This is a genomic window from Streptomyces sp. NPDC001450 (assembly GCF_053597295.1).
In genome coordinates, this window is sequence record NZ_JBSFHY010000001.1 from 203,237 (window position 1) to 229,435 (window position 26,199).

Here is a 26,199-nt window from a genome sequence, read left to right on the forward strand (position 1 = left end):
ACTTCCCCCGCATGCGGGGCCGCCGGAGTGTACGCAGGCTGGGACCTGCGGGCTTCGGGACCGGCGGTGAGGGGCGATGATCGTAACGGTGGTGTCGATGCCGGAGGGGGGCGTCACGCGTACGGACGTGGCGGAGGCACGTGAGCGGCTCGCCACGTCCGGTTTTCTGCTCGTCGACATCGAGCTGCCCGAGGCGCCGCCGGTCGAGGCGTCACCGGTCTCGCACCAGCTCGGCCTGGAGGCAGAGGGTCTGGCCTGGCTCGGCAGGGAGGGCGAACCCGCGCGGGCCCAGTTCCTCGGGGACCAGGCCGCGTTCGTCGTGCCCGTGGTCTCGGATGGCGGGGTCGCTCATGTCCATGCCCTGGTGACCGATCGGTATCTGATCACGGTGCACCGAGGACAGGTCGGCCTGCGGGAGAGCCTCACCGCGCAGCTGCGGAGCGAGCAGCCTTCCGACACCGTGGCCGTGCTCTTCCTGCTGCTCCAGGAGGCCCTGGCGACCTACCGCCGGTCCGCCGTGCAGGACCTGCTGCTGGTGGAGGAACTGGAGGACGAGATGTTCGAGGGACGACACCCCGACCAGATCTACCGGCTGTCACAGCTACGACGGCACTCCGCCCTCCTGCACCACACGCTCCTGCCCTACCTCCAGGTGGTGGACGAGATGTTCACCCGGAGGATGATGCACCGCAGCCTCCCGGAGGAGCGCCAGCGGCTCGCCCAGGAGTTCCAGCACACGGCGAGGCTGGTGCACACGGACATCGAGTCCCTCCAGGACGCCTCCCGGCGCGCCTTCGCCAGCTACACCACCCTCGTCTCCGGCGAGCAGAACGCCGTGATCAACCGGCTGGCCATCGTGTCGGTGATCTTCCTGCCGCTGTCGTTCCTGACGGGGTTCTTCGGCATGAACTTCACCTACCTGACCGACGAGTTGGAGAGCGCGGCCGTCTTCTGGCTGCTCGCCATCGGACTGCAGGTCGCCGTGGTGTTCGTCGCGCTCTACGTCCTGCACCGCACCCGCGTCTGGCGCAGACTGCGGGACGAGGAGAGTACGGACGACAGCTGAGCCGGCCTCGTCACCGGCCCAGCACCACCGTCCCCGAGGAACAGAACCAGCCCCCCGTGCCGGAGGCGACACCGAGGTACGGCAACTCGCCACCGGGAAGCCGTACTTGGCGCGCACCCGCTTCCCCGCGCAGCTGCCGTACCGCCTCCACCAGTAGGAACAGCCCGCGCATGCCAGGGTGTTGAGCCGACAGGCCGCCCCCGTCCGTGTTCACGGGGAGTTCCCCGGAGACCAGCAGCCGGCCCTTCTCCACGAACGCCCCGCCCTCGCCCTTCGCACAGAAACCCAGGTCCTCCAGGGTCACCAGGGTCATGTAGGTGAAGGCGTCGTAGATCTCGGCGAAGTCGATCTCGGCGGGGCGTACCCCGGCCCGCTCGAAGGCGAGCCGGCCGCTCACCGCCGCCGGGGAGATGGTGAAGTCCGGCCATTCGGACATCGTGGCGTGGGAGAGGTGCTCGCCGGTGCCGAGGATCCAGACGGGAGCCGTACGGCAGTCCCGTGCGTACTCCTCGGCCACCAGCAGGACCGCCGCCCCGCCGTCCGAGCGGATGCAGCAGTGCAGCTTGGTGAAGGGGTCGGCGATCATCGGGCCGGACAGGACGTCGTCGACCGTGACCGGGTCCCGGAACATCGCCTCGGGGTTCAGGGCGGCGTTGGCGCGGGCCTGGACCGCCACCTGGGCCAGCTGCTCGATCGTCGTGCCGTGCTCGATCATGTGACGGCGGGCCGCCATCGCGTACTTGGCGATCAGTGTGTGGCCGTACGGGACCTCGAACTGGAGCGGGCCGCGCGCGCCGAAGGACAGGTTTCCCGTCCGGCGGCCCGCCCTGATGTCCGCCCGCGCAGTCGAGCCGTAGACCAGCAGTACGGCGTTCGCATGGCCGGCCGCTATCGCGTCCGCCGCGTGGGCCGCCATGACCTCCCAGGTCGAGCCGCCGACGGAGGTGGAGTCCACCCAGGTGGGGCGCAGGCCCAGGTACTCGGCCACCTCCACGGGGGCCAGCGTGCCGAGGCCCGCCGAGGCGAAGCCGTCCACCAGGGTGCGGTCCAGGCCCGCGTCCGCGAGGGCGCGGCGGGCCGCCTGGGCGTGCAGGGCGTACGGGGTCGTGTCGTCCACGCGGCCGCAGTCGGAGAGGGCCACCCCGGCCACGGCGACTTTCCGGTTCCCGGGTTTCATGAATCTGACGGTACATCAGATCCGGCGGCGCGCGGCAGGTGTCGCACCCCTGGGCTTCGCTCTCCAGCCGCCCTAATATGACGCACCGTCAGATCAGGTCGGAGGGATCGGATCAGCCATGGACACGCGTCTCACCGCCGAGCAGGACGAGATTCGCCGTACCCTGCGAGAACTGCTCCACAAACGCTGTGGCACCGAGGCGCTGCGGGCCGCCTTCGACAGCCCGGCCGGGTACGACCCCGCGCTGTGGTCCGCCCTCGCCGGGCGGCTCGGCCTGCCCGGGCTCGCCCTCCCCGAGGCCTACGGCGGCGTCGGCTGCTCGACGGCCGAACTCGCCCTCGCCTGCGAGGAGACGGGGCGGACGCTCGCCCCCTCCCCGCTGCTGGCCACCTCCGTCCTCGCGGCCCCGCTGATCCTCGCCCTCGGCACCGAGGCCCAGCGCGCCGACCTGCTGCCCCGCCTCGCCGCCGGCACCCTCACCGCCACTCTGGCCGTTCCCGGCCCCGCCCTCACCACCGCGCTGGCCCTGACCGGCGGCAACGGCGGCCAGTGGGCCGGCGGGGGCCGGGCGGGAGGCGTGCAGGCGCGGCAGAGCGGGGACGGGTGGCGGCTGTACGGGCAGGTCGACCAGGTGCTGGACGGGCACAGCGCCGGGCTGCTCGTCGTCGCCGCGCACACCGGCGGCTACGCGCGCTCCCGGACCCTGCTGTTCCTGGTCGCGGGGGACGCGGTGGGGGTCGTACGGGCCCGGCAGACCGCGCTCGACGCCACCCGGCCGCAGGGACGGATCCAACTCCGGGACGTACCGGCCGAGTCGCTGGGTCCGGCCGGCCAGGACGTGCTTCCCGCCCTGGCCGGACTCGGCGACACCGTCGCCGCCGTGCTCGCCGCCGAGGCGGTGGGGGCCGCCGACCGGGCGCTGGAGCGGACCGTGGAGTACGTGGGGCAGCGGGAGCAGTTCGGGCGGGCCATCGGCTCCTTCCAGGCGGTCAAGCACCGGCTGGCGGATGTGTACGTGGGCGTGCAGGCCGCCCGCTCGGCCGCGTACTACGCCGCCTGGGGGACGGTGCGTGAATCAGAAGGCGCGGCGCGAAGCGCCTCGTTGGAAGGGTGGCGGCGGGAGACGGGTGGGCGGGTGGGCGGGCTCGCGCTCGCGCAGGCGCTGGAGGCGCTGCGGTGTGCGGCCGGGGAGGCGGTCCAGCTGCACGGCGGGATCGGTTTCACCTGGGAGCACGAGGCCCACCTGTACTTCAAACGGGCGGCCGGGGACGAGCTGCTGTTCGGGCCCGTGCACCGGCTGCGGGACCGGGCCGCCGAGGAGGCCGGGCTGTTCGTGCGCGGGGAGGTGGCGGTCTGATGGCCGGCGTCGGCGTGCGGTTCGTGCAGAAGGTGTCCGCCACCCGGGCCTTCGCGAAGGTCGCCCCGCATGTGATCCCTGCCCTCGACCGGGCCGTCCACCGGCTCACCCGGGGAAAGGTGCTGCTCAGTGCGCAGCTGCTGCCCGGCGTGATCCTCACCTCGACGGGGGCGAGGAGCGGGCTGCCGCGCCGGACCCCGCTGGCCTGCATGCCGGAGGAGGACGGGCGCGGCTGGCTCCTCGTCGGCTCCAACTTCGGCCGGACCGGCCATCCCGCCTGGACCCGCAACCTGCTCGCCCATCCGGACGCCTCGATCAGCTGGAAGGGCCGGGACATCCCCGTCACGGCCCGGCTGCTGGAGGGGGAGGAACGGGCCGCCGCCTGGAAGACGCTGCTGGCGTTCTGGCCGCCGTACGCGACGTACCAGGCGCGGGTGGAGCGGGAGATCAGGGTGTTTCGGCTCGTACGGAAGTGATCGTCGAGGAAGGGGTCGTCGAGGAAGGAGTCGTCGAGGAAGGGGTCGGCGAGGGAGTGGTCGGCGGGGAAGCGGTCGTCAGAGCGTCGCCAGGCGTTCCAGCAGCAGGAACGCTCCGATTCCGAGCATCGCCGCGCCCGACGTGCGGGTGACCGCGCGGGCCGCTGCCGGGCGGGCCGCCAGCAGGACGCGGGCCAGGGCGCCGACGCTGAGGTACACGGCCGCGCAGCACGCCATGTGCAGCAGGCCGAGGGCCGCGGTCTGGGCGGGTATGGGCAGGTGGGCGCCGCGGAGGGTGAGGAACTGGGGGAGCACGGAGAGGTAGAGCAGCAGGCCCTTGGGGTTCAGGCCGCTGATCGTGGCGCCCCGCAGGAACAGGTGCCGGTCGGCGCCAGCGGTCTCGTCCGCCGCTCCCGGGACGGCCGGGCGGCGCAGCACCCCCAGGCCCAGCCACAGGAGATATCCGGCGCCCGCCACGGTCAGTGCCGTCAGCAGCCGGGGCGAGCCCGCCACCAGGACCGCGAGACCCGCCGTCGCCAGGACCGTGTGCAGGGCGTAGCCGGAGACCAGGCCGCTCACCGCGCGCGGCACCGATCGGCCGCGCAGGGCGGTCGCGATGACGAACGCCCAGTCCGCGCCCGGCACACACACCAGCAGCAGGTCCACGGCGAGGAAGGAGAAGAGCAGTCCTGAGTCCATGCTGGGGACATTAGGCGTGAATGGCCCGAAAGTGTTCCTGAAATTTGCCCATGATCGCGAAATCTGAGCAATTATCTTCTTCATGGACGACGTGGACCGGAAAATCCTTGCCGAGCTGCAGCAGGACGGGCGGCTGACCGTGACCGAGCTGGCCGCCCGGGTGCGCCTGAGCGTCTCGCCCTGCCACCGGCGGCTGCGCGAGCTGGAGCGCTCCGGTGCCATCCAGGGCTACCGGGCGGTGGTGGACGCGGCCGCGCTCGGGCTGAACTTCGAGGCGCTGGTCTTCGTCTCCATGCGGCAGGAGGACCGGGAGACGGTCGCCGAGTTCGAGCGGGCGGTCAGCGAGCTGGAGCACGTCCTGGACGCCCAGCGGCTGTTCGGCGAGCCCGACTATCTGCTGCGGGTGGCCACCGCCGACCTCGCCGCCTTCCAGCGGCTGTACGACGAGCGGCTCGCGACACTGCCGGGGGTGCAGCGGCTGACCTCGACGCTGGTGATGAAGCACGTGGTGCAGGACCGGCCGCTGCCCGCGGCGCGGGGATAGCCCGGCGGGCGCCCCCCCGGCTGCCCGATGGCTCAAATCGTGCGTGTGGAAAGGGAGTTGACTCCTGTGGGGCGGGAGTCACCTGTGGTACACCGAGAACGCGATCAGCGGATCCGGGAGGCGGGGGCGGACATGAACGGCATGTACATTCCGGTCGAAGTGGGCGGTGTCCAGGTCCTGGTGGAGGCCGTCGACGTGCGGCTGCCGGGATCGGAGCCGACGGCCACGCGGCCGGGGAACCTCGCCGGGCACGTCCGGGACGCCTTCGAGCAGGCGCAGTCGACGATCGTGGAGATCGCGACCTCCACGGCGGCGGCTCTGCGCCAGGCGGGCCGGGCGGCCAGGCCGGACGCCCTGGAGGTGGAGTTCGGGGTGAAGTTCTCGGCCAAGGGCGACATCATCGTGGCCGGCGCGAGCGGCGAGGTCACCCTCAAGGTGAAGCTGACATACGACGGGAGGGGAGCCCAGGCGGCCGGCGACGAGGAAGCGGACGACGAGGCGTCCTGATGTCTGTGTCCTCCTCGTCCTCCTCGTCCTCCTCGTCCTCCTCGTCCTCCTCGTCCTCCTCGTCCTCCTCGTCGTCCTCCGGCGTCCCCGGATACCTGGGCAGCGTCCTGCCCCCCGCCGCCGACGACCCGGTGGGCACCTGCTTCCAGCTCTCGCCCGGCGTCCTCGCCACCGCCTGCCACGTCCTGGAGAGCATCGGCCTCGCGGTCCCGGGCGCGCAGGTGCGCTTCGCCCCGCTGGCGGGCGGCCCGGCGTGCACGGCCACGGTCGAACGGGTGGACCAGGCGCACGATCTGGCCGTTCTGCGCACCGACAGCCCCCTTCCCGCGTCCGTGACCCGCGCGATGCCGACGGAGACCGTGGAACCCGGCACCGAGCTGGTCATCGAGGGCTTCGGGGTGGTCCCCGCCTACGACGACCGGCACACCTACCGGTACCTGAGGGCCGGCGGGCGCTGCGAGCGCACGACCGAGCGGGACGACGGCGTCCGGCTCGGCCGCCTCCGCACCAAGGACCTGCTGCGCGGCATGAGCGGCGCCCCCGTGCGCCGCACCTCTGACGACGCGGTCCTGGGTGTGGTCAGCGCCCGCTACAACAGCACCGACGGCTGGCTGCGCGACTCGGTGTGGACGGCCAGGACCGAGGATCTCGCCGCGCTCGCCCCGCGGGAGCTGTCCTGGTTCTCCCCGCACCTGCGCACACACGGGCAGGTGCTGCGGGACCTCGACGACAAGGAGCAGTACCTCACCGCGGAGCAGCTGGAGTTCGTCAGCCCCGGACCGGGCAGCGGCGCCGCCCCGGTCCGCCTGCTGGACCGGCTCGACGCACAGTACGAGCCCGGAGGTTACGCGGAGCCTCGGCGCGGGGTGCTGCTGGAGGGCGTGGCCGGGGCCGGCAAGACCCGTACCTGCTTCGAGGTGGCGAAGCTGGCCGGACAGGAACCCGCCGGCGCCTGGCTCGTCCTGCACGTGACACCCGGGTCCGCCGTGACCGCCGAGCACCTCGTACAGGCGGCCCTGGCGCACGCGCGGGTCGCGGACGCGGCCCGGGTCCTGCTCGTCCTCGACTATCTGGACAGCTACTCGCAGCTCGGGCTGACGGAGCTGGGCCGGGAACTGCAGACCCTCGACCCGGAGGGACGGGTGGCCTGCCTGGCCTCCGCCCGGCCCGGTGCGCTCCAGGTGTCGGAGGTGCAGGGAGTCTTCGGCCGGGTGCCCCTGGAGGACGGTGAGGAGTACCGCGCCCGGGTGGCCGCCGCGATCTTCCAGAAGGTCGCTCCGGAGGCCTGGCGGCGGTGGGGCGAGGACCGGCTCGTGGCCGCGTGCAGCGACCGGCCGGTCCTCGCCCTGCTGATCGCGCGGGCGCTGGAGGAGCAGGCCCGGGCCGGGCAGGACGCCCCCGACCTCTCCGACCTGCGCCGGGGCAGCCTCTTCGACTGGCTGCGGCGGCGGCTCGAACGCGACTTCGGTGTCCCGACCGCCGGGGACCGCGAGGCGGGTCTGTCCCGTCCGCGCGTGGCGCTGCTGGCCTCCACGGTGGCCCTGCTGGCCTGCCCGCAGGACCGTTCCGCCGCCGTGCGGGAGGCCGTGGACCGGGCCCTCGACCAGCGCGCCGACGGCGATTTCGGGCTCCGCGGCGGCGACGTGCTCGCCCTGCTGCGCGACCAGGGCTGGCTGGTGGGCGGCGCCGACCGGCTCGAACTGGTCCACGACATCGTCGCGGACGGTCTGCTCGGCGCCACGCTGGTCCCCGGGCAGACCGTCCAGAGCGGCACCGCCGAGGAACTCCTGGACGCGCTGCTCGACCGCGGCCCGGCCTTCACCCAGGCCGTACGGCACCTCTCCCGCTGGACCACCGACCAGGACGCGGCCCGGCAGGCCAGGATCGAGGACGCGTGCGCCCGCTGGCTGGAGGTGCGGGCCGACCCGATCGGCCAGCTGCTCGCCGGCGACGCCCTCGGCGAGACCGCGTTCGACCTGATGGCCCGCACCCCCTGGCAGGCCGGGATGCTCCGGCTCTGGGACGAGCTGGTCGCACCTTGGCTGGACCAGATCGAGCGCGAGCGGCCCCGCGCCCTGCCCGCCGTACTCGCCCAGGCCGTGGACCGCATCGTCGGACCGCTGCCGCAGCAGCTGCTCGGCAGCGCCCTGGCCTGCCTGGAATCCCGCCGCCACGCCCCGGAGACGGGCCTGCTCCTGCAGGCCCTGCTGTACGCGGAGGGCCTGGCGCCGGACCGGCTGGACGTGGTCGCCGACCGCGCCCTGGCCTGGGTGCGGCGCCACCAGGGCGAACGGCGCTCCGTCCAGTTGCTGGCCGCCGCCCTCGGCCGCCCGGAGCTGACCCCCGGGACCGCCCGGCGGGTGGTGGAGGCGGCCCGGGAGTGGATACGCCGCAACCCGGGGCACTCGGCCGGCTCCGTGGTGCTCGGCCCGCTGCTCGACCGCGACGACCTCGGACCCCACGCCAAATCCGTGCTCGACGCCGCGCTGACCTGGGTCGTCCGGCAGAACGGCAACCCCGGCGTCTCGTTCGTCCTGCCGCGCCTTCTGCGGCGCACGGACCTCGGGCGACACCGGGACCGCGCGGTCGGCCAGGCCCTGAAGTGGCTGCGCGACCACCGCGAGCGCCCGCAGGCCTCCTTCGTCCTGCGCCCCCTGCTGCGCTTCGACCTCACCGAGGAGGAGGCCCAGCAGGCCGTCGGACACGCGAACAAGTGGCTGACCCGCAGCGCCGGCGAACCGCAGGAGTTCGTCCTCGGCGCCCTGGTGCGCTGGGACGACTCGGCCGCCGAGCGCGTCGGCAGGCTGCTCCGGCAGCAGCCGGTGACCGAGTCCCAGCAGCACCTGCTGGCCGACCTCCTGCGCGGCGACCTGCCGCAGCCCTTCCTCCAGGAGGTCGTCGACGCGGTCCTGCGCTGGCTGCGGGTCCACGGCCAGGGGCCGGACTCGGCGCTGCTGCACTGGCTGCTCCGCCGCCTCCCGCCGGGCGGCGAGGCCTGGGCCGAGGCGTCCGAGAGGGCCGTACGGTGGCTGAAGCGGTACGGCACCGCCACCGAGGCCAGCTTCCTGCTGGACGACCTCCTCACCGCCGAGCCCGGCCGCGCGGACACCACCCGTCTCGCCCTGGACTGGCTGGCCCAGCACGGCACCGAACCGCACGCCAGCTACGTCCTGCGCCCCCTGCTGCTGCACCGCGACGCCCTACCCGAGGACCAGGCCTGGCAGGTGGTGGACCGTGCCCTCGCCTGGCTGGCGGGGCACGCCGAGAGCGACGAGGCGGGGTTCGTCCTCGAGCCGCTGCTCATCCTGCAGACCCTCGGCCCGGACGAGGCCACCGCCACGCTGCGGGCCACCACCCGGTGGCTCCGGGACCACGCGACGAGCCCCGGCGCCGACCGGGTGCTGGGCCCGCTGCTGACCCGCGCCGACGTGGTCGGCGACCTGCGGGCCGTCACCGAGGCCCTGGCGGTGGCCTGGCTCGAACGCCACCCGGAGGCCGACGGCGGCATCGCCCTGCTGGCGACGCTGCTGGCCCGGCCCGGCCCCGCCCCGGAGCACGCGGCCCGACTGGTCCCGTACGTGGTGAACCGGTCGAGGAAGGGCCGTACGGTCGCCGCCCACCTCATCGGTCTGCTGCACTCGGTGCCGGTCGGCGCGCGGCAGCGGGCGGCGCTGATCGACCACACGCTGACCTGGCTGGACCAGTTCGGCCCGCCCGGCACGGGCAACCCCAGTGCGGTGTACGCGCACCTGCTGGCCCAGCGCGACCTCACCGAGGAGCAACTGGCCCGCGCGGCCGAGCTGTTCCTGGCCTGGCTGGACTTCCGGGCGACCCGCGCGGTGGTGGGACGCCCGCTGGGCGAACTGCTCCGGCACACCGGACCCGCCCCCTGGCGGACGGCCGCCGTGACCCGTGCGCTCGCCTGGCTGGCCGAGAACGCCTCCCGGCCCATCGCGGCCGATGTGCTCCTCGCCCTGCTGCGCGACCCGGCGCCGCCCCTGGACCGCCGGGCCGAGGTGTGCGGCTACGCACGGGAGTGGCTGACGGCGAACGGGCCCGGGCACCGGAGCTGGGCGGATGTCGCCGAGGCCGTGGGCGGGACGGAGGCCACCGAGGCCCCGGGTGGCGTACCCGGGCCGGAAGAGAAAGCAGGCGGCGGTCCACTCGGGTGAACCACCGCCTGCCAGACAGGACTTGGGACCTGGAAAAAGGGCCGGGTGCTACTTCGTCGGCTTCTTGCCTGTCACGCCGAGGTGCACCAACAGGGCCAGGTTCGGCTTGAGTTCGGCCTGCTTGACGCCCCAGGTCTGGAAGCCCTTCTGGTGCGCGGCCACCGCCGCGAGCATCGCGACCAGCGACCCGGCCACCGCGGCCGGGTTCACGTCCTTGTCGACCCTGCCCTTGGACTGGAGTTCCGCGATGGAGTCCACGAGGGAGTTGTTCACCGAGTTCAGGATCTTCATACGGATCTTGTAGAACCGTTTGTCCCCCTCGGCGGCACCGAGGTCGACCACGCGCAGGATCGCGTCGTTCCTGCGCCAGAACTCCAGGAACCCGTCCACGAGTTCCTGCGCTGTCTGCCACCCGGCCTTGCCGGCCCAGCTCCGGCCCTCCAGCAGCTCGGTCAACCCGACGCCCTCGGCGGCCATTTGCTCGGCGATCTCCAGGACGGCACCTTCGACGTCCGGGAAGTACTGGTAGAAGGTCGCGGGCGAAGTGCCCGCCTTCCGGGCGACATCGATGACCTTGACGTCCCGGTAGGGGGAGGAGCTGAGCATCTCGCTGAGGCAGTCGAGCAGCTTCTGCCGGGTCGCCTGCCCACGCCGGCCGGCCACGCGGCCGTCGACGGTACGCACTTGTCCTGTCATGCCGTCAGCTTACCGAGGGGTGATCGGAGCGCGATTCGGCCGACTGCAAATGGGGTGCATGGGGGCATCGGGGGTGGTGTGGCTGGTCTGCGGGGTGCGCGCGGCGCGGTTACTTTGACGACATGGCCGAAAACAGGGCATCGGTGTACGGAGAGGGCGTCCCCTGCTGGGTGGACGCCCAGCTTCCCGACGTCGAGGCGGGCAAGCGGTTCTACGGTGAGCTCTTCGGGTGGACCTTCGAGGGCGCTCTGGGCCCCGCCGTATGGGCCCTGCTGGGCGGCGAGCCCGTCGCCTCGCTCGCCCCCAAGACGGACGGTCGGATGCCCACCGTCTGGACGGTGTCCTTCGCCACTCCGGACGCCCAGGCCCTCGGCCGGCGGATCGTCGCGGCGGGCGGGCAGGTGGTCATGGCCCCCTTCCCGGTGGGCGACCTGGGCATCGCCGCCCTTGCCGCCGACCCCCAGGGTGCCGTGTTCGGCCTGTGGCAGTCCGCCGACCACCCCGGCTTCGGGCGGCGGCACGAGCCGAACACCTTCGTCTGGGTCGAGCTGTACACCCACGACACCGCCGCCGCGAACACCTTCTACGGCGGCCTCTTCCACGACGCCCTGTTCGGCGCCGACGCCGAGCCGGACTTCGGCCGCGCGGACGTCTCCGACGTCTTCCCGGCCGAGATGCCGTCGCACTTCCTCACCCATTTCCGGGTCACGGACCTGGACGACGCCGTCGGGGCCGTACAGCGGCTCGGCGGGCGGGTCCAGGCTCCAGCCTTCGAGACGTCGTACGGACGAGTGGCCGTCGTCACCGACAATCAGGGGGCGTCGTTCGCGGTACTGCAGCGGTGAGGCAGGCACTACGGCGATGAAATGACCGTATTCGGCATAAGACACCCCGATTCATCACCGGGTTCGCAACCAGCCGCCCGGCCAGGAAGAATCGGGGTGCGTGCCGCCATGGCGGTGCGGTGGTGAGACGCTGCACTTCGGTCGCGTACATATGTGGGTGGCGCGGCTCGTACGGGGAGGTGGCAGGCAAGTGGTGGATCAGCTGACGCAGCACGATCCGCGGCGGATCGGGCCGTTCGAGGTGCTGGGCCGGCTGGGGGCCGGCGGCATGGGGCTGGTCTATTTGGCACGCTCGGCGTCCGGCCGGCGCGTGGCGATCAAGACGGTCCGCACCGAGCTGGCCGAGGACCAGCTCTTCCGCGTCCGCTTCACCCGTGAGGTGGAGGCGGCCCGGGCGGTCTCCGGCTTCTACACGGCTGCCGTGGTCGACGCCGACCCGCGCGCCGCCGTGCCCTGGCTCGCCACGGCCTACGTCCCCGCCCCCTCCCTCGAGGAGATAGTGAACGACTGCGGGCCGCTACCGGCCCAGGCGGTGCGCTGGCTGGCGGCGGGCGTGGCGGAGGCCCTGCAGTCCATTCACGGCGCCGGCCTGGTCCACCGTGACCTGAAGCCCTCCAACGTCCTGGTGGTCGAGGACGGCCCCCGGGTGATCGACTTCGGCATCGCCTCCGGCGTCTCGAACACCCGTTTGACAATGACGAACGTCGCCGTCGGCACCCCCGCCTACATGTCCCCCGAGCAGGCCAAGGACTCCCGCAGCGTCACCGGCGCCAGCGACGTCTTCTCGCTCGGCTCCATGCTGGTCTTCGCGGCCACCGGCCACCCGCCCTTCCACGGCGCCAACCCGGTCGAGACCGTCTTCATGCTGCTGCGCGAGGGCCCGGACCTCACCGGCCTGCCCGACGAGCTGCGCCCGCTCATCGAGGTCTGTATGCAGATGGAGGCGTCCGGCCGCCCCTCCCCGGCCGACCTCCAGGCCCAGCTCGCCCCGCACCTGTTCGGCTCCGGCTCCGACGACAGCGGCACCGCCTCCGCCTGGCTGCCGGAGAAGGCCGTCGCCCTCATCGAGGCCCGCCGCGGCGGCCGCCCCGCCGCCAAGCCGGCCCCCACCTCGCCCGGCCCCCGCAGCGCCGGCCGGGGCGCCGTACCCCCACCGCCGTCCTACGACCCCGCGCCGGTCGGTGCGGCGGGCGCGCCCGACACCGGCCCGGTCCGGCTGGCCGGCGCCCAGGTGCCCATCGGCCCCGGCCCCCGGGTCGCCGACGCCCGCGCCGCCGCCGTCAAGGCACCCCCGCCGGAGGCCGGCCTGGTCGCCAGCTGGTCCCGCCCCCGCCCCGGCGTCAACGGCACAGACCCTGCCGTAGGCCCTGCCGTACCGCCCGCCCCGCCCGCGCCCCCGGAGACGGCGTCCGGCTGGCGCCCCTGGCGCTTCCGCATGTCCAACGACGTCTGGGGCACCCCGTCCGTCGACGGCGACCTCGTCTACGTCACCTCCTTCGAGGTGCACGCCCTGGACGTGGCCACCGGCCGCCGGCGCTTCAAGACGAGGGACGTCGCCTGGTCGATGGCCGTGGCGGACGGCCGTATCCACGCCTCCGACGGCCCCACCCTGTTCGCCCTGGACGCCCGCGAGGGCGCCGACCTGTGGCGGCTGTCCACGGACGCCTGGGTGTACTCCCTGCACGCCGACCGGGGCACGGTCGTCACCGGCACCCGTGGTGGCGGCGTCCAGGCCTGGGAGGCCTCCGGCGGCCAGAAACTGTGGGAGATCTCCGGCTGCCAGACCGACTTCGAGTCCCCCGAGGCCGGCCCCGCCGTCCACGACGGCACCGTCTACGTCTGGCAGGACGCCCGGCTGCGCGCCCTGGAGGCCCGCACCGGCGAGGAGCGCTGGTCGTACCCCATCGGCGACGCGGCCTCCTGCGGCGGCGTCCCGGTCCGCATCACCCCGGCCCCCGACGGCTACGTCTACGTCTCCGCCGGTACCCGCGTCCTCGCCATCGACGTGGCGAGCGGCATGGTGCGCTGGCACTTCGAGGCCCCGGCGGTCTTCCTCTGCCCGCCCGCCTTCGCCCCGGGCCCGGCCGTCACCGGCGGCGGTATCTACCTCGCCGACTACCTGGGCACGGTCTACGCCCTGGACGCCACCGACGGCCGCGACCGCTGGCGCATCGCCACCGAGGCCCGCTCCTCCGTCGAGCCCGTCCTGGTCGCCGCCGGCCATGTCCACGTCGGCAGCGGCAAGGGCCTGTACACCCTGGACGCGGTCACCGGCACCCCCAAGTGGCGCTTCCAGGCCGGCGGCGACGTCGTGGGCGCCCCCGCGGTCGCCGAGGGCCGCATCCACTTCGGCTCCACCGACCACCTGCTGTACACGCTGAAGGCCGACGACGGCCGGCTCCGGTGGAAGCTGGCCACCGGCGGCGAGATCACCGGCTCGCCCGTCGTCAAGGATGGCGTGGTGTACGCGTGCAGCAAGGACCGCTGCGTGTACGCGCTCGACGCGGAGAAGGGGACGGGGACGGCCCGAACGGCCTGACCACGTGACGAGAGACGCCACCCCGGGTGCGGGAGCACTGCCACGGGGTGAGCGCTCCGCCGTTAGGGTGATTGCATGAGAACACGGGGGCGCACACTCAAGTTCACTGCCGTACTGACCTTCGTGGTCCTCAGCCTGACCGGCTTCTCGACCGGCCGGCACCACAGCCGCCACAGCGGCGGAGGCGGCGGGGGCGGGTGCAGCAGCTCCCACCAGGACCATGACAGTTCGTCCTCGTCCACCTCGGGTGGCGGCTCGGACGACGACAGTTACGGCAGCAGCGGTACGAGTACGAGTGGCAGTACCAGCGGGGGTTACTACACCCGGCGCCCGACCCACCGGGCCACGTCCACCCCTTCCGGTGGGAGCGGCAAGCGGCTGGAGGACGGTACGGCGAAGCTGATCAGCTGTGCGACCGAGAAGAAGCCGTATGCGACGGTCGAGATCACTAACCCGAACAACCGTGAGGCCGAGTTCCAGGCCCGGGTCACCTTCTACGACGACGAAGGTACCGAGGTCCTCGACAATGCCTCCTACACGGTCACGGTGCCCGCGAAGGGCAGGGCGACCACCCAAGTGACGGTCGGCGAGCGCCTCCGGCTGAAGGTCGACCACTGTCAGGCGCACCCGGAGGCCCAGGTCAGGCCCTAACGCACCCGGTACTCCCGCGGCCGCCCCACGAACAACTCCCCCTGCCGCTCGGCCGGCAGATTGCCGAGGGCGATGAGGTGCGGCGCCTGCGCGAACGCCTGGGCCCGGCCGGCCTCCTTGGCCGCCCACAGGGCCCGTACCGTCCCCTGCACGCCCTCCGTCGGATACCCGGCGATGACGGTGGCACAGCGCACGGCCGCCTCCAACGCTTCGCCCTGTTCGACCAGTTCGGACACGAGCCCGATCTCGTGGGCCCGCCGGGCCGAGATCCGCTCGGCGGAGCCCATGAGCATCATCCGGGCCACCTCCCCGTACGGCATCCGCGTGGCCATCAGCACGGGCTCGTAGGCGCTGACCATCCCGTACGTCGTGTGCGGATCGAAGAAGGCCGCCGTCGTGTCCGCGACGACGAACTCGCTCTCGCCCAGCAGATAGAACGCCCCGCCGCAGGCCATGCCCCGCACCGCGGCCACCACCGGCTTCCACAGGTCGTTCGCCTTCGGCCCGATCCGCAGCAGCGGGTCGTCCTGCATGTACGGCGACGAGGGCTGCGGCACGACGAAGGCCCGGTCGATGCCCGTACAGAAGGCGCGCTCCCCGGCCCCGGTCAGGACGACGGCGCGCACGGAGTCCTCGAAGCGCAACTCCCTCCACAGGGCGGTGAGTTCGTCCACCATGTCCGCGTCGACGGCGTTGAGCCGCTCCGGCCGGTTCAACGTGACGACGGCGACGCCGGTGTCCTTGTCGGCCGAGAACTGGAGGGCGTTCACGCCGGCACCCACTGCGGAAGCCCGCCGGAGAAGACGACCTGGACCCGGCCGCCGATCCGTATGCGCTGGGGATCAAGGGAGTTGAGAGGAGCCCCGGCACGGCTCACCAGATTTCCCACGAGCCGTATCCGGGGCGCGTCCTCCAGCTCCACGACGACCACGTTGTACGGCGCCTGCTCCGCGTACTCGGGCAGCAGCGGCGGATGCGGCAGGACGTACGACCACACGCGCCCGCGCCCCGACACCGCTCGCCACTCGCTCACGAAGGACTGACAGTGCGGGCAGCAGGGCCGGGGCGGGAACCGGAACTCGCCGCACTCGCCGCAGGCCTGGACGCGCAGCTCGCCATGGGCCGCGTACTCCCAGAAGGGGGCGCCGTCGGTGTCGGTGACGGGGGTCAGCATGGCTGTCTCAACTCCTCAGCAGAAGGGCGGAGGTGGGGACACCCTCGCCGGCGGTGACCAGACAGGTGGTGGCCCCGGGAACCTGCGCGGTACTGGTGCCGCGCAGCTGCTTCACCCCTTCGTTGACGAGGTTGAAGCCGTGCACGTAGGCCTCGGAGAGCCCGCCGCCCCCGGTGTTGACGGGCAGCCGCCCCCCGATCTCCAAGGCGCCCTGCTCGGTGAAGGCGCCGCCCTCGCCCCGCCCGCAGAAGCCGTACCCCTCCAGTGAGAGGGGTATCAGGGCCGTGAACGCGTCGTAGATCTGCGCCACGTCCACGTCCTCGGGCGTGAAGTCGGCGTGCTTCCACAGATGCCGGGCGGCGGTCCAGGCCGGACCGGTGAGCGGGTCGTCGTTCCAGTAGTTGACCATGCCGTGGTGCTGGGCGGGCAGCCCCTGGGCGGCGGAGTGGACGTACACGGGCTTCTGTCGGCAATCCCGGGCCCGCTCCCTGCTGACTACCACACAGGCCAGCGCGCCGTCCGTCTCCAGGCAGTTGTCGAAGAGGCAGAGGGGCTCACTGATCCAGCGGGAGGTCATGTACATCTCGCGGGTGAGCGGCCGTTCGTACATCACCGCCGCCGGGTTCTGGTTGGCCCGGTTCCGGCAGGCGAGAGCGACGTTGAACAGGTGGTCCCGGGTGGCGCCGAACTCGTGCATGTAGCGGCGCGCGAGCATGGCGATCTCGTCCGCGGGCCGGAGCAGGCCGAAGGGCCGGGTCCACTGGGCGGGGGTGGGGAGTTGGACGGCGGTGTTGGTCCAGGGGCGCGGCCCGCTCCCACGCTTCCGTGACCGCCACGCCACCCCGACCGTGGCCTGCCCGGCGGCGATGGCGGCGGCGAGGTGCGCGACGGTCGCACAGGACCCGCCACCCCCGTACCCGACCTTGCTGAAGAAGGTGAGGTCCCCGAAGCCGACCGCCTTGGCCAGCTCCACCTCGTCCGTCTCCTCCATGGTGTAGGAGGCGAGGGCGTCGACCTCGCCGGGCGCGATCCCGGCGTCCTCCAGGGCGGCGAGCACGGCCCGGCAGGCGAGGGTCTTCTCGTCCTCCGGAAGGTGTTTGGCGAAGGCGGTCTGCCCGATCCCGACGATGGCGGTGGCGTCCTTCAGTCCCGTTCCTGCCATGGTGCATGCACCCACCCTTCCTCTGCTGACAGTCCGTCAGGTTACAGCTAATCTGACGGACAGTCAGCTACGGCGTAGGGGGCTGCTATGAGTGACTGGGGCACCATCCCGGGTCTGGTGCGATGGTCGGCCGAGCGGTACGCGGACACCGAGGCGGTCGTCGAGGGCCGTACGAGGATCACGTACGCGCAACTCGGCGCCCGTGTGGAGCGCGCGGCGGCGGCCTGCCTGGCGAGCGGAGTGCGGGTCGGTGACCGGGTGGCGGTCTGGGCCCCCAACTCCGCCGACTGGATCGTCTCGGCGCTGGGCGCGGTGTCGGCGGGCGCGGTCCTGGTCCCGCTCAACACCCGCTTCAAGGGCACGGAGGCGGCGGACGTGCTGCGCCGCAGCGGGGCCCGCCTGCTGTTCGTGACGGGCACGTTCCTGGGCACGTCGTACGTGGCGTCGCTGAGGCGGGCGGCGGGGACGCCCGGCGAGGGCGTGGGTCATCCGCTGCCGGGCTTGCCGGCGCTGGAACAGGTGGTGGTCCTCGCGGACGACGCCCCCCAGGACTTCCGCACCTGGAAGGACTTCCTGGCGGGAGGCGAGGGTGTGGGCGAGTCCGAAGTGCGCGCTCGCGCCGACGAGTTGGCAGGGGGCTGCCTGTCGGACATCATCTTCACCTCCGGGACGACGGGCCGCCCCAAGGGCGCGATGATCACCCACGAGCAGACACTGACGGCGTACGAGATCTGGGCGGACCTGGCCGGCCTGCGCACCACCGACCGCTACCTGATCGTCAACCCCTTCTTCCACACCTTCGGCTACAAGGCCGGAGTGATCGCGTGCCTGATGCGCGGGGCGACGATGATCCCGCAGCCGGTGTTCAACGTGGACACGGCGCTGGCGAACATAGCGGCGGAACGGGTGTCGGTCCTGCCGGGCCCGCCCACGCTCCACCAGTCCCTCCTGGACCACCCCTCCCGGGACACCCACGACCTCTCGGCGCTGAGGCTCGTGGTGACGGGCGCGGCGGTGGTGCCCCTGCGCCTGGTGGAACGCCTGCGCGGCGAACTGGGTGTGGGGACTGTCCTGACGGCGTACGGCCTCTCGGAGGCGAGCGGCATAGTCACGATGTGCCGACGCGGCGACGACCCGTCGGTGATCGCGTCCACCTCCGGGCGGGCGATCCCAGGTACGGAAGTGAAGGTCGTCGACGCCGAGGGCTCGCGGGTACCGCCCGGCACGCCCGGGGAGGTCCAGGTCCGGGGCTTCAACGTCATGTGCGGCTATTACGAGGACCCGGCGGCGACGGAGGAGGCGATCTCCCCGGACGGCTGGCTGAGCACGGGCGACATCGGCGTCCTGGACCCCTCCGGCAACCTCCGCATCACGGACCGCCTCAAGGACATGTTCATAGTCGGCGGCTTCAACGCGTACCCCGCGGAGATAGAGCAACTGCTCGGTGTACACCCCGATGTGGCCGACGTGGCGGTGATCGGCGTACCTGACGCGCGGCTCGGCGAGGTCGGCAAGGCGTACGTCGTCCGCCGCCCGGGCTCGGTACTCACCGGGGACGACCTGATCGCCTGGTCCCGCCGCGAGATGGCCAACTACAAGGTGCCGAGGGCGGTGGAGTTCGTGGGGGAGCTGCCGCGGAACGCGAGCGGGAAGGTGGTGAAGGGGGAGTTGAGGAAGGGCGGCGCCGCGAAGTAACCGTGGGGCCGGTGCTTCAGGGCCCGGTGTTGCCAAGTTGCTGTGGGGCCGCCCGCTTTCTTGGCCAGTGTCGTGCTTCCACGGCGACGATCGCCTCGTCCCTCGGGCCGCGTCGCAGGAGGTCGGCGAGCGTGCGGGGCGGGGTGGTGAGCCGCAGCCCCTGTCGTTCCAGCACGTCCCTCGCGCTGAGTGGCATCCGGTGCACGCGTACGCCGCTGCCCACGCGGCGGATGGTGAGGTGCCCGTCGATGAACTCCAGCGGCGCCTCGCGGCCACCGCCGAGCGTCTCGATCCGCCAGAGGGCAGCCGATGAACCGTGGCTCACGATGAGTCTGGGTTCGCGGAGCTGTACCGCCCGGAGCCGGGTGAACAGATCCGGGTCCCGGCCCGGCTCGGCCCAGGCACCGTGCCGAAGCTGGGTCCAGCCCTCTGCCCGCAGCGCACGCGTGAGACTGCGCCGGGGCCAGCCGGCCTCAACGGCATGTGAGGTGAGCAGGACGCCCCTGTCCGCCAGCGCCCTCAAGTCCCTTCGCTCCACCCGGGCAAGATCGCAGAATCCATGACCAGCCGCATGCCCTGTGGATAACCGGGGGATTGTTGGCGAATGCCGGGTCGGTCTCCAGGGCCGCTGATCACGCCAGGAAGCGCTGGGATACTCGCTGTTGATACGCCTCGGCCGCGGCGGCTCCCCCTCCGCGCCGCCGCGGCCGATCCCCGTCCGGTGAAGGTCTGATCAGGCCTTCTCGTCGGTGGCGTGGGTGTTGTCCGGAGTCGCCACGCCGGTGTCCTCGCCCGCCGCCAGAGTGGTCGGCTTCAGCGGCTCACTGGTGGCGTGCGTGTTCAGCGTGGTCACCTCGGGGACCGAGGTCTCCGGCTGCGGCGTCTTCTTGGCGTCGCTCATGGCTGCTCCCCTGATGCTCTGTGCGATGGGTCGGAAAGGCCCGCCCGGACGCTCCCCCGAGGGCGGCCGGGCGGGCACATATGGGCCGGTACACCTTAAGGTGCGCCCATATGACGTCCCGTCTGCCCCCCGACGCGACGGAACGACACGACTGAGAGTGCCGTGCGGCGATAAACGAACGATGAACGTGCAGGAGCCTGCTCTCAGGCCACTGCACGCGCCTCGAGAAGAGCCCTCACCTCATCGGCTTCCGGGGCACCCAGCGTTTCGAAGATGCTCAGTGCTTCCTGCAGGCAGACCTGCGCACGACCGCTCTGCCCGATACCGCTCAGCGCCCGGCCGAGCGCCGTGAGCACGTTTCCGCGCCGCCACTCGCCGCCGATTCCGCGGAGGAGGGTCAGCGCCGACTCCGCGTTGGTGGCGGCCTGTGCGAGACGCCTGGCGGCGAGGTCCACCTCCGCGAGACGGAAGTGGGTCATGCCCTCCCACAGCCGCTGCCGGCTGTCGCGGAACACGGCGCGAGCCTCCTCGAGGCGCTCGGTGGCCAGATCGAGCTGGCCGCTCTGGGTGAGCGCGAGTCCCAGCGCGTAGCGTCCGTTGGCGCCCTTGAAGGCGTGGCCCATGTCGTCGTACATGTCCGTCCCCTGCTGGGCCAGGGACACCGCGCTCACGGTGCGGCCTGTCGCCAGGTGTATCCGCGAGAGGTTGCACAGGGCGCTGGCCTCACCAGGCCGGTCTGCGGCGGAACGGAAGCTCTCGATGGCCCGTGTCAGATGGCTCTCGCCGGCGTCGTACCGGCTCTGGTACAGCGCGATGACCCCGAGCATGTTGGACGCCCAGCACTGGGGAAGGGGATCGCCCGCCACCTCCGCCAGCCGCACGGCCTCGGCGGCCTCCTGGCCCGCCAGTTCGAAGCGGCCGGACATGTGGTGGCCGTTGGCCAGGGTGACCAGGGCACGGGCCTCCGCACGCTCGTCACGGCAGCTCTGTGCGGCGGCACGGACCGCGGTTCCGGTTGCCTCGTACTCCTTGGAGTTGGCTCCCGACTCGGCGAGGTCGATGGCCGCCCACAACAGGTCCACGGCCCGCCTCAGCTGATCGGGCCGGGTGGACTGGCGTACGCACGCGAGCAGGCAGATCGCCTCGGAATACAGCCAGTCCTGGGCCTCGTGCCGCTCCTCGAAGACCAGCCCCGGATACTCGGTCGGCTCCAGGTGGTCCACCAGCCGGTCCCCCGGCCGCTCGATCGCGTAAACGCCCGCCGCCGTGGCCAGATAGAAGTCCAGCAACCGCGACATCGCAGCCTCCCGCTCGCGCGGCTGCTGCTCATCCCTCTCCGCGCAGGCTCGCGCGTAGAGCCGTACCAGGTCGTGGAAGCGGTAGCGTCCCGGCGCCGCCGACTCCAGCAGCGACGTGTCCACCAGGGACTCCAGCAGGTCCTCCGTGTCCTCCAGGGGGAGGTCGAGGACCGCGGCCGCGGCGGCGAGGGACATGTCCGGGCCGTCGGCCAGGCCCAGCAGGCGGAACGCGCGGGCCTGGGCCGGCTCCAGTTGGCCGTACCCCAGCTCGAAGGTGGCCTTCACCGCCAGGTCCCCGGCCTGCAGCTCGTCGAGCCGGCGGCGCTCGTCCGCCAGCTTGGCCGCCAGGACCGAGACCGTCCAGGTGCGGCGGGCCGCCAGGCGGGAGGCCGCGATGCGGATGGCCAGGGGGAGGAAGCCGCAGGCGGCCACCACGTCCAGGGCGGCCTCGCGTTCGGCTACCACGCGCTCCTCGCCCACGATCTTCGTGAAGAGGGCCAGTGCCTCGTCCGGGGACATGACGTCGAGGTCCACCAGGTGGGCCCCGGCCAGGTCCAGCATCCGTACCCGGGAGGTCACGAGCGCCGCGCACCCCTCCGTGCCGGGCAGCAGTGGACGTACCTGGGCCGCGTCCTTCGCGTTGTCCAGCAGGACCAGGACCCGGCGGCCGTCCAGGACCGAGCGGTACAGGGCCGCGCGCTCCTCCAGGGAGTCCGGGATCGCCGAGTCCGCCGTGCCCAGCGCGCGGAGGAAGGAGCCGAGGACCGTCTCCGGTTCCGCCGGGCGTGGGCCTGCGCCCTGGAGGTCCACGTACAGCTGTCCGTCCGGGAACGCCGGGCGCGCCCGGTGGGCGACGTGGACCGCCAGGGTCGTCTTGCCGACGCCTCCGATCCCGGCGAGCGCCGAGACGGCCATCACGCTGCCCTCCGTCTCGGACGCCGAGGCCAGCACCTCGCTCAGCTCGGACACGAAGGCCGAGCGGCCCGTGAAGTCCGGGACGGAGGCGGGGAGCTGGGCCGGGCGGACCGGGACCACGGCGGGTTCGGCGGCGGGGGTGGAGGGTTCCGCCAGGGCGGGGTCCGCCTGGAGGATGCGCTGTTGCAGTTCCCGCAGGCCCGGCCGCGGGTCCACGCCCAGCTCCTCTGCGAGGAGGCGCCGCGTGTCCGCGTACACCGCGAGGGCCTCCGCCTGGCGGCCGCTGCGGTAGAGGGCCAGCATCAGCAGTTCGCGCAGGCGCTCCCGGAGCGGGTGTGCCGCCGTCAGGGCCGTCAGTTCCGAGACGGCCTCCGCGTGGCAGCCCTGCTCCAGGTCCATGTCCAGGCGGGACTCCAGGAGCTGGAGGCGCCATTCCTCCAGGCGGACCCGCTGCGCGTCGGCGTACGGGCCCGGTACGCCGGCCAGCGGCTCGCCGTCCCACAGGGCCAGGGCCCGGTTCAGCATCTCCCGCGCGTGGCCCAGATCCCCGGCACTGCGCGCCTTCTCCGCCTCCGTCGCGAGGTCCTGCGCCACCGCCAGGTCCAGGGCGCCCTCGCCGAGGCCCCGTACCGCGTAGCCGCCGGACTCGCTCGCCAGGACCCCGGGGTCCAGGACCTTGCGCAGCCGGGACGCGTACGTCCGCAGCGCCGCCAGCGCCTGGGACGGTGGCTCGCCGCCCCAGAGCGCGTCGATCAGCTCCGCCGCCGTCGCCGTACGGCCCTCGCGCAGCAGCAGGGCGGCCAGCAGGGCGCGCTGCTGAGGGGAGCCGGTGTTCAGCGTCTCCTCGCCGCGCCAGGCCCGCACCGGACCGAGCACGCTGAAGCGCAACGCCGCCGGCTCCGCGATGGCCGCGGAGCCGGGACGCCGCTGCTCAGGCACTCGCGGCCCACCGTCCATGCGTTCGCCCCCCCTAGGACCTGTCCGGCGGATCAGGCCGGAATCGCGGGGCATGGTGCGTCCATCTGCGGCGTTGTCGTCGGTTGCCGACGCTCCGCGTCGGCGCCCTCCTCCGCCTTGCAGCTGGACGCACCATGCCCCGCTCACCTGTACTGACAAGACACCGTTGCCTGGAGCCGGCCTGATCCGCCGGACAGGCCCTAGGCATCACGAACAACCCCGTCAGTTTGCCTTGTTCGGGGCGGTTCCGTCAGCCGGGGGAGACGCCGATCACAGGCCGGTGCAGCTCAGTACACAAGGCCCTCACACGGTCTTCGCACACAGTAGGCCGGACTCACTAGCTGACGGCCCGTCAGATCGGCGCTACCGTGAGCGCCATGGACACCCAGGACGCTCAGAACATCCCGAGTGAGTTTCCGCGGATCATCTCCGTCGACGACCACACCGTGGAGCCTGCGCACGTCTGGCAGGACCGGCTCCCGAAGAAGTACCTGGACACCGGGCCACGGACGGTCCGCGCGCCCCTGAAGGAAATGACCTTCCTGGGCGGGCGGTTCAAGCCCGTCATGGGTGAGCCGGGTGACGACGGCCCCATCGGCGACTGGTGGGTCTACGAGGATCTGCACCGGCCCCTGACCCGGCTGGACACCGCCGTCGGGTACGACCGGGACGAGATCAAGCTCGAAGTCATCACCTACGAGCAGATGCGACCCGGGTCGTACGACGTCACGCAGCGCCTCGCCGACATGGACGTCAACCACGTCCAGTCCGCCCTGTGCTTCCCCACCTTCCCGCGCTTCTGCGGCCAGACCTTCACCGAGGCCCGGGACCGGGAGCTCGCCCTGCTCTGCGTCCGCGCCTACAACGACTGGATGGTGGAGGAGTGGTGCGGGTCGGCGGCGCGGGGGCGGCTCATACCGCTCACCCTCATCCCGCTCTGGGACGCGCACCTCGCCGCACAGGAGGTCCGGCGCAACGCCGCCCGGGGCGTCCGCGCCGTCGCCTTCTCCGAGATACCCCCGTACCTGGGCCTGCCGTCGATCCACGGCGACGACTGGGACCCGTTCCTCGCGGCCTGCGACGAGACCGGCACCGTCGTCGCGATGCACATCGGCTCCAGCAGCCGGATGCCCTCCACCTCCGAGGACGCCCCGCCCGCCGTCGGCTCCACCATCACCTTCGCCAACTGCTGCTTCTCGATGGTGGACTGGCTGATGAGCGGCAAGTTCGAGCGCTTCCCGAACCTGAGGGTGATGTACGCGGAGGGCCAGATCGGCTGGATCCCCTACATCCTGGAGCGCGCCGACGTGGTGTGGGAGGAGAACCGCGGCTGGGGCGGCGTCGCCGACAAGGTCCACCGGCCACCGTCCGAGTCCTTCGCCGGCCATGTCTACGGCTGCTTCTTCGACGACGCCTTCGGGCTCCGCAACCTCGACTCCATAGGCGTCGGCAACGTCCTGTACGAGACCGACTACCCGCACTCCGACTCCACCTGGCCCAAGTCCCGCGAGGTCGGCGAGGCCCAGATGGGGCACCTGCCGGCGGACGTGGTCGAGCGGATCGTCCGGGGGAACGCCATCGAGCTGCTGGGGCTGACGGCGGACGGGCTGTGGAAGGGGACCGCGTGAGTCTCACCTACGGCATCCAGCTGCCCGTCCAGTCCCAGAGCACCCTCTACGCGGAGGGCTGGGAGGCCGCCGGCGGGCCCGCCGACCTGGTCGAGATCGCGCGGGCCGTGGACCGGGCCGGGTTCGACTACCTCGCCTGCTGCGACCACGTGGCCATCCCGCGCCGGCTGGCCCCGGCGATGAGCACGGTCTGGTACGACCCGGTCGCCACCCTCGCCCATCTCGCCGCCGTGACCGAGCGCGTCCGGCTGCTCAGCCATGTGGCCGTCGTGGGCCTTCGGCACCCCCTGCTCAGTGCCAAGCAGTACGCGACCCTCGATCATCTCTCCGGCGGGCGGCTGATCCTCGGAGTGGGCGCCGGGCATGTGCGCGAGGAGTTCGAGGTCCTCCAGGTGGACTTCGAGCGGCGCGGAGCCGCGCTGGACGAAGCGGTCGACGCGTTGCGGGCCGCCCTCGGGCCCGAGGAGTTCCCCGAGCACCACGGCAAGCTGTACGACTTCGCCGACCTGGGCCAGCGGCCCCGGCCCGCGCAGGAGCGCGTCCCGATCTGGGTCGGCGGCTCCTCGCCCGCCGCCGTCCGCCGGGCCGCGCTGAAGGGTGACGGCTGGCTGCCGCAGGGGGATCCGCGTGACCGGCTGCCCGCGCAGATCGAGCGGCTGCGGCGGCTGCGCGAGGAGCACGGTATCGAGGCGCCCTGCACCATCGGCGCCATCACCGAGCCGCTGTACATCGGCCGGGCCGACTGGCACGTCGGGCGGCGCACCCTCGCCGGGGCACCGGAGGAGATCGCCGAGTCGCTGCGGGCGTACCGCGCGCTCGGCGTGCACCAGATCCAGGTGCGGTTCCGCAGCCGGAGCCGCAGCGAACTCATCGACCAGATCGGCGTGTTCGGGGCGGAGGTCGCGCCCCGGCTGGACTGAGGAGCGGGTATGGGCAAGCTGGACGGGCGCGTCGTCATCGTCACCGGGGCGGCGCGCGGACAGGGCGAACAGGAGGCGCGGCTCTTCCGGGCGGAGGGCGCGCGGGTGGTCGTCACCGATGTGCTGGACGACCAGGGGGAGGCCCTGGCCAAGGAGATAGGGGCCCTCTACGTCCATCTCGACGTGGGCACGGAGGAGGGCTGGCGGGAGGCCGTCGGGGTCGCCAAGCAGGCGTACGGGCGCATCGACGGGCTGGTCAACAACGCGGGCATCCTGCGCTTCAACGCGCTGGTGGACACCCCGCTGGACGAGTTCATGCAGGTCGTGCAGGTCAACCAGGTCGGCTGCTTCCTGGGTATGAAGGCCGTCGTGCCGGAGATGGCGGACGGCGGGACCATCGTCAACACCGCGTCCTACACCGCGCTCACCGGGATGGCGGCCGTGGGGACGTACGCGGCCACCAAGCACGCGGTGCTCGGGCTGACCCGGGTGGCCGCGCTGGAGCTGGCCGGCCGGCGGATCCGGGTCAACGCGATCTGTCCGGGCGCCATCGACACCGCGATGTCGAACCCGGCCCGGCTGGACCCGGACGCGGACCCGGAGGAGATGAGCCGGGCCCTGGACGAGCTGTACCGCAAGCTCGTGCCGCTCGGCCGGGTCGGGCAGCCGGAGGAGGTGGCGCGGCTGGCCCTCTTCCTCACCTCGGACGACTCGTCGTACATCACCGGGCAGCCGTTCGTGATCGACGGGGGATGGCTGGCGGGGGTCAGCGTCATCTGACGTACGGTACAGCGCAGATCTGACTCATCGTCAGCTATTG

The 26,199-nt window shown here is 72.5% G+C and carries 22 protein-coding genes; 13 read left to right on the top strand and 9 right to left on the bottom strand.

Going from position 1 to position 26,199, the window contains the following annotated elements; translation table 11 throughout:
* Nucleotides 1–76: 76 nt before the first annotated feature.
* Nucleotides 77–1,066 (top strand): CorA family divalent cation transporter, encoded by a 990-nt coding sequence (locus tag ACWC5O_RS00965; RefSeq protein WP_450589219.1) that lies wholly within the window; start codon nucleotides 77–79, stop codon nucleotides 1,064–1,066.
* A gap of 10 nt (nucleotides 1,067–1,076) precedes the next feature.
* Here ACWC5O_RS00965 and ACWC5O_RS00970 read toward each other — a convergent pair whose 3' ends face one another.
* A complete protein-coding gene (locus ACWC5O_RS00970) occupies nucleotides 1,077–2,243 on the bottom strand; it encodes a thiolase C-terminal domain-containing protein (protein ID WP_450589218.1) in 1,167 nt (388 codons plus the stop codon).
* Between the two features lie 118 nt (nucleotides 2,244–2,361).
* On the opposite strand from ACWC5O_RS00970, the gene ACWC5O_RS00975 reads away from it, so the two are divergent.
* A complete protein-coding gene (locus tag ACWC5O_RS00975) occupies nucleotides 2,362–3,600 on the top strand; it encodes an acyl-CoA dehydrogenase family protein (RefSeq protein WP_450589216.1) in 1,239 nt (412 codons plus the stop codon).
* Nucleotides 3,600–4,076 carry a nitroreductase family deazaflavin-dependent oxidoreductase gene (locus ACWC5O_RS00980; protein WP_450589214.1) on the top strand — a complete coding sequence of 159 codons (477 nt, stop codon included), beginning with the start codon at nucleotides 3,600–3,602 and terminating at the stop codon, nucleotides 4,074–4,076. The genes ACWC5O_RS00975 and ACWC5O_RS00980 overlap by 1 nt, the downstream gene beginning before the upstream one ends.
* A gap of 78 nt (nucleotides 4,077–4,154) precedes the next feature.
* Here the strand turns inward: ACWC5O_RS00980 and ACWC5O_RS00985 are convergent, their stop codons facing one another.
* Complete coding sequence (locus ACWC5O_RS00985) at nucleotides 4,155–4,775, bottom strand: LysE family translocator (protein ID WP_450589212.1); 621 nt, start codon at nucleotides 4,773–4,775, stop codon at nucleotides 4,155–4,157.
* A gap of 82 nt (nucleotides 4,776–4,857) precedes the next feature.
* Between ACWC5O_RS00985 and ACWC5O_RS00990 the strand changes: the two genes are divergently transcribed.
* From ACWC5O_RS00990 to ACWC5O_RS01000, 3 genes are all read left to right on the top strand, one after another.
* On the top strand, nucleotides 4,858–5,319 hold the full coding sequence (locus ACWC5O_RS00990; protein ID WP_094217252.1) for an Lrp/AsnC family transcriptional regulator: 462 nt from the start codon (nucleotides 4,858–4,860) through the stop codon (nucleotides 5,317–5,319).
* A gap of 132 nt (nucleotides 5,320–5,451) precedes the next feature.
* A complete protein-coding gene (locus ACWC5O_RS00995; protein ID WP_450589211.1) occupies nucleotides 5,452–5,826 on the top strand; it encodes a CU044_2847 family protein in 375 nt (124 codons plus the stop codon).
* Entirely contained in the window at nucleotides 5,826–9,998 is a 4,173-nt protein-coding gene (locus tag ACWC5O_RS01000) for a trypsin-like peptidase domain-containing protein (RefSeq protein WP_450780877.1), read from the top strand. The genes ACWC5O_RS00995 and ACWC5O_RS01000 overlap by 1 nt, the downstream gene beginning before the upstream one ends.
* Nucleotides 9,999–10,046: 48 nt before the next feature.
* On the opposite strand, the gene ACWC5O_RS01005 is transcribed toward ACWC5O_RS01000, so the two are convergent.
* Nucleotides 10,047–10,682 (bottom strand): TetR family transcriptional regulator, encoded by a 636-nt coding sequence (locus tag ACWC5O_RS01005; protein ID WP_450589389.1) that lies wholly within the window; start codon nucleotides 10,680–10,682, stop codon nucleotides 10,047–10,049.
* Between the two features lie 134 nt (nucleotides 10,683–10,816).
* Between ACWC5O_RS01005 and ACWC5O_RS01010 the strand changes: the two genes are divergently transcribed.
* The 3 genes from ACWC5O_RS01010 to ACWC5O_RS01020 all read left to right on the top strand — a co-directional run bounded on the left by ACWC5O_RS01010 (nucleotide 10,817) and on the right by ACWC5O_RS01020 (nucleotide 14,729).
* Complete coding sequence (locus ACWC5O_RS01010; protein ID WP_450589207.1) at nucleotides 10,817–11,539, top strand: VOC family protein; 723 nt, start codon at nucleotides 10,817–10,819, stop codon at nucleotides 11,537–11,539.
* A 190-nt stretch (nucleotides 11,540–11,729) separates the two neighbouring features.
* On the top strand, nucleotides 11,730–14,078 hold the full coding sequence (locus ACWC5O_RS01015) for an outer membrane protein assembly factor BamB family protein (protein ID WP_450589205.1): 2,349 nt from the start codon (nucleotides 11,730–11,732) through the stop codon (nucleotides 14,076–14,078).
* Between the two features lie 75 nt (nucleotides 14,079–14,153).
* On the top strand, nucleotides 14,154–14,729 hold the full coding sequence (locus ACWC5O_RS01020; RefSeq protein ID WP_450589203.1) for a hypothetical protein: 576 nt from the start codon (nucleotides 14,154–14,156) through the stop codon (nucleotides 14,727–14,729).
* Here ACWC5O_RS01020 and ACWC5O_RS01025 read toward each other — a convergent pair.
* From ACWC5O_RS01025 to ACWC5O_RS01035, 3 genes are read right to left on the bottom strand one after another with little or no spacing between them, the layout of a single operon-like run.
* Complete coding sequence (locus tag ACWC5O_RS01025; protein WP_450589202.1) at nucleotides 14,726–15,499, bottom strand: enoyl-CoA hydratase/isomerase family protein; 774 nt, start codon at nucleotides 15,497–15,499, stop codon at nucleotides 14,726–14,728. The genes ACWC5O_RS01020 and ACWC5O_RS01025 overlap by 4 nt on opposite strands.
* A complete protein-coding gene (locus ACWC5O_RS01030) occupies nucleotides 15,496–15,903 on the bottom strand; it encodes a Zn-ribbon domain-containing OB-fold protein (protein ID WP_450589201.1) in 408 nt (135 codons plus the stop codon). The genes ACWC5O_RS01025 and ACWC5O_RS01030 overlap by 4 nt, the downstream gene beginning before the upstream one ends.
* 7 nt (nucleotides 15,904–15,910) lie before the next feature.
* Nucleotides 15,911–17,065 (bottom strand): lipid-transfer protein, encoded by a 1,155-nt coding sequence (locus tag ACWC5O_RS01035; protein ID WP_450589199.1) that lies wholly within the window; start codon nucleotides 17,063–17,065, stop codon nucleotides 15,911–15,913.
* An 87-nt stretch (nucleotides 17,066–17,152) separates the two neighbouring features.
* Here ACWC5O_RS01035 and ACWC5O_RS01040 point away from each other — a divergent pair, with 87 nt between their 5' ends.
* The gene (locus ACWC5O_RS01040) at nucleotides 17,153–18,760 is read left to right on the top strand and encodes a FadD3 family acyl-CoA ligase (RefSeq protein ID WP_450589197.1); all 1,608 of its coding nucleotides are present in this window, start codon (nucleotides 17,153–17,155) and stop codon (nucleotides 18,758–18,760) included.
* Between the two features lie 16 nt (nucleotides 18,761–18,776).
* Here the strand turns inward: ACWC5O_RS01040 and ACWC5O_RS01045 are convergent, their stop codons facing one another.
* From ACWC5O_RS01045 to ACWC5O_RS01055, 3 genes are all read right to left on the bottom strand, one after another.
* Nucleotides 18,777–19,085, bottom strand: coding sequence for a hypothetical protein (locus ACWC5O_RS01045; RefSeq protein ID WP_450589196.1), 309 nt, complete (start codon nucleotides 19,083–19,085; stop codon nucleotides 18,777–18,779).
* A gap of 408 nt (nucleotides 19,086–19,493) precedes the next feature.
* Complete coding sequence (locus ACWC5O_RS01050) at nucleotides 19,494–19,661, bottom strand: hypothetical protein (protein ID WP_450589194.1); 168 nt, start codon at nucleotides 19,659–19,661, stop codon at nucleotides 19,494–19,496.
* A 203-nt stretch (nucleotides 19,662–19,864) separates the two neighbouring features.
* On the bottom strand, nucleotides 19,865–22,831 hold the full coding sequence (locus ACWC5O_RS01055; RefSeq protein WP_450589192.1) for an AfsR/SARP family transcriptional regulator: 2,967 nt from the start codon (nucleotides 22,829–22,831) through the stop codon (nucleotides 19,865–19,867).
* 377 nt (nucleotides 22,832–23,208) lie between these two features.
* Here ACWC5O_RS01055 and ACWC5O_RS01060 point away from each other — a divergent pair, with 377 nt between their 5' ends.
* From ACWC5O_RS01060 to ACWC5O_RS01070, 3 genes are read left to right on the top strand one after another with little or no spacing between them, the layout of a single operon-like run.
* Complete coding sequence (locus ACWC5O_RS01060; RefSeq protein WP_450589190.1) at nucleotides 23,209–24,459, top strand: amidohydrolase family protein; 1,251 nt, start codon at nucleotides 23,209–23,211, stop codon at nucleotides 24,457–24,459.
* Nucleotides 24,456–25,379, top strand: coding sequence for an LLM class F420-dependent oxidoreductase (locus ACWC5O_RS01065; RefSeq protein WP_450589188.1), 924 nt, complete (start codon nucleotides 24,456–24,458; stop codon nucleotides 25,377–25,379). Before ACWC5O_RS01060 ends, ACWC5O_RS01065 begins: the two co-directional genes overlap by 4 nt.
* 9 nt (nucleotides 25,380–25,388) lie before the next feature.
* On the top strand, nucleotides 25,389–26,159 hold the full coding sequence (locus ACWC5O_RS01070; protein ID WP_450589187.1) for an SDR family NAD(P)-dependent oxidoreductase: 771 nt from the start codon (nucleotides 25,389–25,391) through the stop codon (nucleotides 26,157–26,159).
* Nucleotides 26,160–26,199 lie beyond the last annotated feature (40 nt).

What these genes read in the sequence shown, in the direction of transcription:
- ACWC5O_RS00985 (WP_450589212.1), bottom strand. Translation starts at nt 4,775, where the DNA reads ATGGACTCAGGACTGCTCTTCTCCTTCCTCGCCGTGGACCTGCTGCTG.
- ACWC5O_RS01000 (WP_450780877.1), top strand. Translation starts at nt 5,826, where the DNA reads ATGTCTGTGTCCTCCTCGTCCTCCTCGTCCTCCTCGTCCTCCTCGTCC.
- ACWC5O_RS00980 (WP_450589214.1), top strand. Translation starts at nt 3,600, where the DNA reads ATGGCCGGCGTCGGCGTGCGGTTCGTGCAGAAGGTGTCCGCCACCCGG.
- ACWC5O_RS01030 (WP_450589201.1), bottom strand. Translation starts at nt 15,903, where the DNA reads ATGCTGACCCCCGTCACCGACACCGACGGCGCCCCCTTCTGGGAGTAC.
- ACWC5O_RS01050 (WP_450589194.1), bottom strand. Translation starts at nt 19,661, where the DNA reads ATGAGCGACGCCAAGAAGACGCCGCAGCCGGAGACCTCGGTCCCCGAG.
- ACWC5O_RS01035 (WP_450589199.1), bottom strand. Translation starts at nt 17,065, where the DNA reads ATGGCAGGAACGGGACTGAAGGACGCCACCGCCATCGTCGGGATCGGG.
- ACWC5O_RS00975 (WP_450589216.1), top strand. Translation starts at nt 2,362, where the DNA reads ATGGACACGCGTCTCACCGCCGAGCAGGACGAGATTCGCCGTACCCTG.
- ACWC5O_RS00965 (WP_450589219.1), top strand. Translation starts at nt 77, where the DNA reads ATGATCGTAACGGTGGTGTCGATGCCGGAGGGGGGCGTCACGCGTACG.
- ACWC5O_RS01040 (WP_450589197.1), top strand. Translation starts at nt 17,153, where the DNA reads ATGAGTGACTGGGGCACCATCCCGGGTCTGGTGCGATGGTCGGCCGAG.
- ACWC5O_RS01055 (WP_450589192.1), bottom strand. Translation starts at nt 22,831, where the DNA reads ATGGACGGTGGGCCGCGAGTGCCTGAGCAGCGGCGTCCCGGCTCCGCG.
- ACWC5O_RS00970 (WP_450589218.1), bottom strand. Translation starts at nt 2,243, where the DNA reads ATGAAACCCGGGAACCGGAAAGTCGCCGTGGCCGGGGTGGCCCTCTCC.
- ACWC5O_RS00990 (WP_094217252.1), top strand. Translation starts at nt 4,858, where the DNA reads ATGGACGACGTGGACCGGAAAATCCTTGCCGAGCTGCAGCAGGACGGG.
- ACWC5O_RS01010 (WP_450589207.1), top strand. Translation starts at nt 10,817, where the DNA reads ATGGCCGAAAACAGGGCATCGGTGTACGGAGAGGGCGTCCCCTGCTGG.
- ACWC5O_RS01020 (WP_450589203.1), top strand. Translation starts at nt 14,154, where the DNA reads ATGAGAACACGGGGGCGCACACTCAAGTTCACTGCCGTACTGACCTTC.
- ACWC5O_RS01060 (WP_450589190.1), top strand. Translation starts at nt 23,209, where the DNA reads ATGGACACCCAGGACGCTCAGAACATCCCGAGTGAGTTTCCGCGGATC.
- ACWC5O_RS00995 (WP_450589211.1), top strand. Translation starts at nt 5,452, where the DNA reads ATGAACGGCATGTACATTCCGGTCGAAGTGGGCGGTGTCCAGGTCCTG.
- ACWC5O_RS01070 (WP_450589187.1), top strand. Translation starts at nt 25,389, where the DNA reads ATGGGCAAGCTGGACGGGCGCGTCGTCATCGTCACCGGGGCGGCGCGC.